Origin of the sequence: Mycobacterium colombiense (assembly GCF_001672755.1) — a bacterium.
In the GTDB taxonomy this organism is placed as follows: Bacteria; Actinomycetota; Actinomycetes; order Mycobacteriales; family Mycobacteriaceae; genus Mycobacterium; species Mycobacterium colombiense_C.
This window is the reverse complement of sequence record NZ_LZKI01000042.1, coordinates 1-5,977: the sequence shown is the minus strand read 5'-3', so window position 1 is coordinate 5,977 and position 5,977 is coordinate 1. Positions and strand designations below refer to the sequence as shown.

5 protein-coding genes and 1 pseudogene are annotated in these 5,977 nt (G+C 66.7%); 3 read left to right on the top strand and 3 right to left on the bottom strand.

Features of this window, described 5'->3' with window-relative positions; genetic code table 11:
• A pseudogene (locus tag A5708_RS05535) lies at window positions 1-503 on the top strand (polyphosphate kinase 2); the annotation flags it as partial.
• Between the two features lie 31 nt (window positions 504-534).
• Here A5708_RS05535 and A5708_RS05530 read toward each other — a convergent pair.
• Together A5708_RS05530 and A5708_RS05525 are read right to left on the bottom strand one after the other, a co-directional pair.
• On the bottom strand, window positions 535-1,002 hold the full coding sequence (locus tag A5708_RS05530; RefSeq protein WP_065027657.1) for a 2,4'-dihydroxyacetophenone dioxygenase family protein: 468 nt from the start codon (window positions 1,000-1,002) through the stop codon (window positions 535-537).
• A gap of 119 nt (window positions 1,003-1,121) precedes the next feature.
• Window positions 1,122-2,315, bottom strand: coding sequence for a PucR family transcriptional regulator (locus tag A5708_RS05525; RefSeq protein WP_231117822.1), 1,194 nt, complete (start codon window positions 2,313-2,315; stop codon window positions 1,122-1,124).
• Between the two features lie 185 nt (window positions 2,316-2,500).
• Between A5708_RS05525 and A5708_RS05520 the strand changes: the two genes are divergently transcribed.
• The gene (locus A5708_RS05520; RefSeq protein WP_065027655.1) at window positions 2,501-3,328 is read left to right on the top strand and encodes an oxidoreductase; all 828 of its coding nucleotides are present in this window, start codon (window positions 2,501-2,503) and stop codon (window positions 3,326-3,328) included.
• Window positions 3,329-3,331: 3 nt separating this feature from the next.
• On the opposite strand, the gene A5708_RS05515 is transcribed toward A5708_RS05520, so the two are convergent.
• Window positions 3,332-4,288 carry an LLM class F420-dependent oxidoreductase gene (locus tag A5708_RS05515; RefSeq protein ID WP_065027654.1) on the bottom strand — a complete coding sequence of 319 codons (957 nt, stop codon included), beginning with the start codon at window positions 4,286-4,288 and terminating at the stop codon, window positions 3,332-3,334.
• Between the two features lie 471 nt (window positions 4,289-4,759).
• On the opposite strand from A5708_RS05515, the gene A5708_RS05510 reads away from it, so the two are divergent.
• On the top strand, window positions 4,760-5,977 hold a 1,218-nt coding region (locus A5708_RS05510; protein WP_196772539.1), incomplete at its 3' end, for an acetyl-CoA C-acetyltransferase.

The window sequence follows — 5,977 nt, the reverse complement described above, 5'->3', positions numbered from 1 at the left end:
AGCGCTACATCAGCCACTTACCGGCCGGCGGCGAGATCGTGTTGTTCGACCGGTCGTGGTACAACCGTGCCGGCGTGGAAAGGGTGATGGGCTTCTGCACCCCGGACCAATACGACGAATTCATGGACCAGGCCCCGCTCTTCGAACAGATGCTGGTCGACAACGGGATCAGCCTGACCAAGTTCTGGTGCTCGGTGTCACCCGCCGAGCAGCGCACGCGGTTCGCCGTCCGGTTGGTCGACCCGGTGCGCAATTGGAAGTTCTCGCCGATGGACATGGAGTCGATCAACAGGTGGGACGATTACACCGCCGCGAAGGAGGCGATGTTCGAGGCGACCGACACCGACGACGCTCCGTGGACGGTGGTCAGAAGCAACGACAAGAAGCGAGCCCGGATCAACGCAATGCGCTTCGTCCTCGCCAAGTCCGACTACGACGACAAGGACGATGAGGTGGTGGGTGAACCCGACCCGTTGATCGTGGGCCGGGCGTTGACCGACTGAGGCGAAGTGGCCCCGCGGAGCCGGCTCTGACTCAGGCGTCCCACCTCGTCAGGTCGCGGGCCGGAATACCGTTGTCGGCGCAGTAGCGCGTATAGCGGTCGATGGATGTCTTGTGGTTTTCCTGCCAGAGGAGCTTGTTGTCCCGGTCAAGGAACAGCAACTCACCGACCAAGTAAAAGAAGATCTCCGAGTCCTCGAAAGCTTCGGGAGTATGTGAGGAGCCGGCAACTTCGTAGAGGGTGTCGCCCCCGCGCGCGACCCACTCGCTCTCCTTATAACGCCAGGCTCCGCTAACGGTGTGCGCGACAACGATTCCGGTGTGGTAGTGCGTCCCAAGCTCCACGTTGGCGGGCACTTTCATGGAGACGATGATCTCCGCTCGGACCGGGTCGACCTTCCAGTACTTCAGGAAGACTTGGTCACTCAGCGGCGTGAACGGTACCCACGGGTTGGTTGCGCCGCTCATGTAATTGACGTCGAGTTCCTGCAGAGTTTTCACGACTCCTCCTAGTTTTTCGATCGGAGCCGCTTGGGGCGGCTAGGTGCAGACGCTAGGAGTGCGGCAGCAGATCCGCTCGGGGTCGGACAACAGAGTTCAACGACGCGTTTGTGTCGTCGTCACAACCCGGCATCGCCCGGGTGGGTCAACCCGCGCAGCGCGGGCAACAGCTCAAGGGCGACCGACAGGTCAAGGACGTTGGCGTCGATTGGCCGGCCGAGCAATTCTTCAGCTTGGTTGACCCGATAACCGACCGTGTTGGGATGTACGTTAAGCCGGTGCGCGGCCCTGGCCGGGCTTCGGTTCTCTTCGAGATACACCGCGAGCGTGGCGGCCACCCGACGGGTCGTCTCATCGTCGGCCGCCAGTGGTCCCAGGATTCTTTTGACGAATGCGACGGCGTGCGCGCCGTCCGCGCTGGCCAGCGCGGCGACCGCGACGTAGCGATAGCAGGTCACAACGGAGGCGCGATCCCCCAGCAGCGAGGCAACTCGATGTGCGTGCGCGGCCTCGGTATCGGTGCGGCGAAAGCCGCTGATGCCCCAACCCGGTTCGCCGACGGCAATCCAAACGCCGTCTGGCAAGGCAGACTTGCCGCAGCCACGGACTATATCCAGCTCGGCAGTGGTGAATGACTGCGACCGGCTGATCCAGCCGGCGATGTCCTTCGCGCCGACGGGATGGAACATGCTGCTTTCCGCCGAAGCAGCGCGAGCGAGCTGCGCCATAGCGTCAGTCAAAGTCGTCTGTGCATTGGTGTCATCAAACTCCGCAACCAACCACGCTCTGACGCCAACATGGTGGCGGTTGATGTCGTAGCGCAGCCGTTTGGATGCACGCTGCGGATCGTCTTCGCGTTCGGTGAGGATGTCTCCGATTGCCGCCACGCGGGCGGCGGCCGCGCCACCCATCCACGCTTCTCGCTCAATCTCGTATTTGTGCTCGGCCTTGGTCAGCACGTCATCGCAGAACGCGAACAGCCAGTTGGTGGCAAGCGCAAGCGCCCGCGCAAGGTCGGCGGTCGTCGCGGTCGCGGTGATCCGGTCGAACAGCCACTGCCACGTAAGTTCCTGCGCCAGGCGCACGGAACGCAATAGGTCAAGCAGCGGGATGCCCCTTTGCACACCAGAGCGGGCGATCGCCGCCGTCGCCGGCGCGAGGTCGAAGCGCCGAGGATCGTCTCCTGTCGCCAAGCACTGTGCGATGAGTCTGAGACTGGCTTCGACGCTGGCGAGCTCCTCGTCCACGGCAGACTCGTCGGGCACGACCTTCGGCACCTCGGCCTGGTAACGGTCGACGATGCGGCTGGCCAACTGTGGTGCGCACTCCTGCATCTCGGCAGCAACTGGTATGAGCACCTTTTGCCACGCTGTCCGGCCACTCGCCTCCTGCAATGGTCGCCAGACGGGCTCCATATCGGCAGAATCTAATCCGGTTGTGTTATCGGCACAACGACTTGGCAAAAGCCGGTTCGCGGCGACGTTAAGGGAGACAGTGCATGTCCACATGGCTCATCACCGGGTGCTCGACGGGGCTCGGTCGGGCGCTCGCTCAGGCCGTCATCGGCGCCGGCCACAACGCCGTCGTCACCGCGCGCGACGCGGCCGCGGTCGCCGACCTTGTCGAGACCGCACCCGAGCGGGTGCTCGCCGTGGCCCTGGATGTCACCGACCCCGCGCAGGTCGCCGCGGCCGTGCAGCGAGCGGTCGAGCGGTTCGATCAGGTCGACGTGTTGGTCAACAACGCGGGCTACGGGTATCGCGCCGCGGTTGAGGAAGGCGACGACGCCGAGGTCCGCACGTTGTTCGAGACGCATTTCTTCGGCACGGTCGCCATGATCAAGGCGGTACTGCCCGGCATGCGGGCGCGCCGCAGTGGCGCGATCGTGAACATTTCGTCGATCGGGGCGCAGCTGACCCCGGTGGGGTCCGGCTACTACTCGGCGGCCAAGGCCGCGATCGAAGGCATCAGCGGGTCCCTTCGCGGCGAGCTTGCGCCGCTGGGCATTTCGGTCACCATCGTCGAGCCCGGCGCGTTTCGCACCGACTTCGCCGGGCGTTCACTGGTCCAGGCGGCCACCGTCCTCGATGATTACGCCGCGACCGCCGGGCAGCGTCGCAAGGAGAACGACACCATGCACGGCAATCAGCCCGGCGACCCCGCCAAGGCCGGCAATGCCATCATCGCGGCCGTCGAATCGCCTGAGCCGCCGGGGTTCTTGTTGCTCGGCCCCGACGCGCTGGCCGCCTATCGCTACACAGCGGAAGCGCGCGCCGCCGAGATCTCGCAATGGGAAGAGCTGACCAGTAGCACCGACTTCGGCTGAGCCCTAGCCGCGCACCTCGGGCAGCACGCCCTGCTCCCACGCCGCGAAGAACCCGTCCATGTCGGGACCGATCTGCTGTACGTAGATCTCGTCGACATCGGCGTCGATGTACTTGCGAACCTGCGCGATGTGCTTGTCGGGTTCCGGGCCGCAGGCGACGCTCTCCGCCACGGTCTCCGGTGGCACCAGCGACATGAGGGCCGCGAAATCCTTTGGTCGCGGCAGGATTTGCGACGACTGGCCGGGCAGCCCCTCGTTGCCCCACAACCGATGCGCCGTCTTGCGCGCGGCGTCGGCGTCCTCGTCCCAGCAGACCTTCATACCGCCCTGTACCGGCTTGCCGCCGCCGCCAGACTGCCGGAATTGCTTGACCAGATCGCCGTCGGGCATGGCGATGCTGTACCCGTCGCCGATGCGGGCCGCCAGCTCCACCGCCTGCGGGCCGAACCCGGAGACGTAGATCGGTACCGACTCTTCGGGCCGGGTGTAGACCTGCGCCTCCTGCACCTCGTAATGCTTGCCGTGGTGGCTCACCTCACCACCCTTGTGCAGCTTGCGAATGATGTCGATCGACTCCTCCAGCATCTCGAGGCGCACCCCGGCGGACGGCCAGGGATCGCCCAGAATGTGTTCGTTGAGGGCCTCGCCGCTGCCCACCCCGAGCACGAAGTGTCCGTCGAGTTGCACGGCCGCGGTGGCCGATGCCTGCGCGATGATCGCCGGGTGTATTCGGACGGTCGGGCAGGTGACCGCGGTGCTCACCGGCAGCGACGTCGCCTCCGACAGCGCACCGATGACTCCCCACACGAACGGGCTCTGGCCCTGCTCGTCGTTCCAGGGGTGATAGTGGTCCGAGATCCACAGCGCCTCGAATCCCGCGTCCTCCGCACGCTTGGCCTGGTCGATGAGTTCCTTCGGGCCGAATTGCTCGCAGGACAGAAAGTATCCGATCTTGGTCATGGCGCCGGGCTACCCGCTAGGGGCCTGCTTATGCGCCGTACGGACGCGGCGATATCGTTGCGCGCCGGACAGCGGGGTCAGCCGACGCGAACGCACGTCCGCCGCAATCGGCCGTTGTGGCGCCAGTCGGTCTGCGCGCCAATGCTTTCTACTTCGGCGGCATGCCCTGCTCCCACGCCGCGGGATTGCAAAGCCGACTGCCCGGCTTCGAGCGACAACTCCACCGAGCCGCGCCCCGCCCACGCCGTTGTCGCTCGAAGGCGGGCAAACACCCCATCACCTCCGGCGGGGACTGACGGGACGCGTGCGACCAGAGCGGCCCACCCCGGCGCCGCCCTCACCGCCGAGCGAGAACAGCTTCGCCATTTTGGAGAAGGTAGTTCTCCACAGTCGAGAGACGGATTACGATCGCGGGTGACCTGTGCCGGTCCGCCCAACCCCGTAGCGACCGGCCCACGACGATCGGAGTCCATCATCGACGCCTGGATTCTGGACGCGGTCCGCACGCCCCGCGGGCGTGGCCGCCCCGACGGCGGACTGCACGGCGTGCACCCGCAAGCCCTGCTCGCCCGGTGTCTCACCGCGCTGGCACAGCGGGTCGGCTTCGAGCCGGCCGACGTCGGCGACGTGATCGCCGGCAACGGCATCCTCAGTGGAGACCACGGCGACGACATCGCACGCCTGTCGGTGCTCCTGGCCGGCTGGCCCGAGAGCGTTCCCGGGATGACACTGAGCCGATTCTGCGGGTCGGGCCAGCAGGCGGTGACCGTTGCGGCCTCCGGCATCGCCGCGGGCAGCGAGGATCTGGTGATCGCCGGCGGCGTCGAGTCTATGTCGCGCTGGGACGCGACGGCCGGCGTCCCGACCATCGACGGCAACAACCCGGACCTTCGCACGCTGTATCCGACTGTCCCGCAGGGTATTTCGGCCGACCTGATCGCCACCCTGGAGGGATTCGGTCGCGAGACCGTCGACGCCTACGCCGCGCAGAGCCAGAGCCGTGCCGCCGCGGCCATCGAGCAGGGCCGCTTCGCGCGTTCGCTGGTCGACGTGCCGACGCCGGACGGTGCCGTCGAGCGTGACGAGCATCCCCGCGCGGGCACCACCACCGAGTCGCTGGCCCGCCTCAAGCCGGCGTTCGCCGCGATGGGCGCCGCGTGCGCCGACGGTGAGCAGCGCACGTTCGACGAGATCTGCCTGCAGCGCTACCCGGGCATCGATCGCATCGATCACGTGCATCATGCGGGCAATTCCTCCGGCGTGGTCGACGGCGCCGCCGCGGTGGCGCTGGCCTCCTCTAACTGGATGCACACCCATCGGGTCACGCCGCGTGCGCAGATCCGGGCCACCGCGGCCATCGGCAGCGAACCGGTCATCATGCTCACCGCGCCGGGACCGGCGGCTCAGCGCTGCCTCGAGCGGGCCGGAATGAAGGTCGCCGACATCGATCTCTGGGAGATCAACGAGGCCTTCGCCGCCGTGCCGCTCAAGACGATGCGCGATCTGGACCTCGATCCGGAGGTGGTCAACGTCAACGGCGGCGCGATCGCGCTCGGGCACCCCATCGGTGCCACCGGCGCGATGCTGATCGGCACCGTGCTGGACGAGCTCGAACGTCGGGATCTGACAACGGGACTGGTGACCATGTGCACCGGCGGCGGGATGGGCACGGCGACGATCATCGAGCGG

Bases quoted from the DNA above. Each gene is read 5' to 3' on its own strand.
- A5708_RS05520 (WP_065027655.1), top strand. From the start codon at position 2,501: ATGTCCACATGGCTCATCACCGGGTGCTCGACGGGGCTCGGTCGGGCG.
- A5708_RS05515 (WP_065027654.1), bottom strand. From the start codon at position 4,288: ATGACCAAGATCGGATACTTTCTGTCCTGCGAGCAATTCGGCCCGAAG.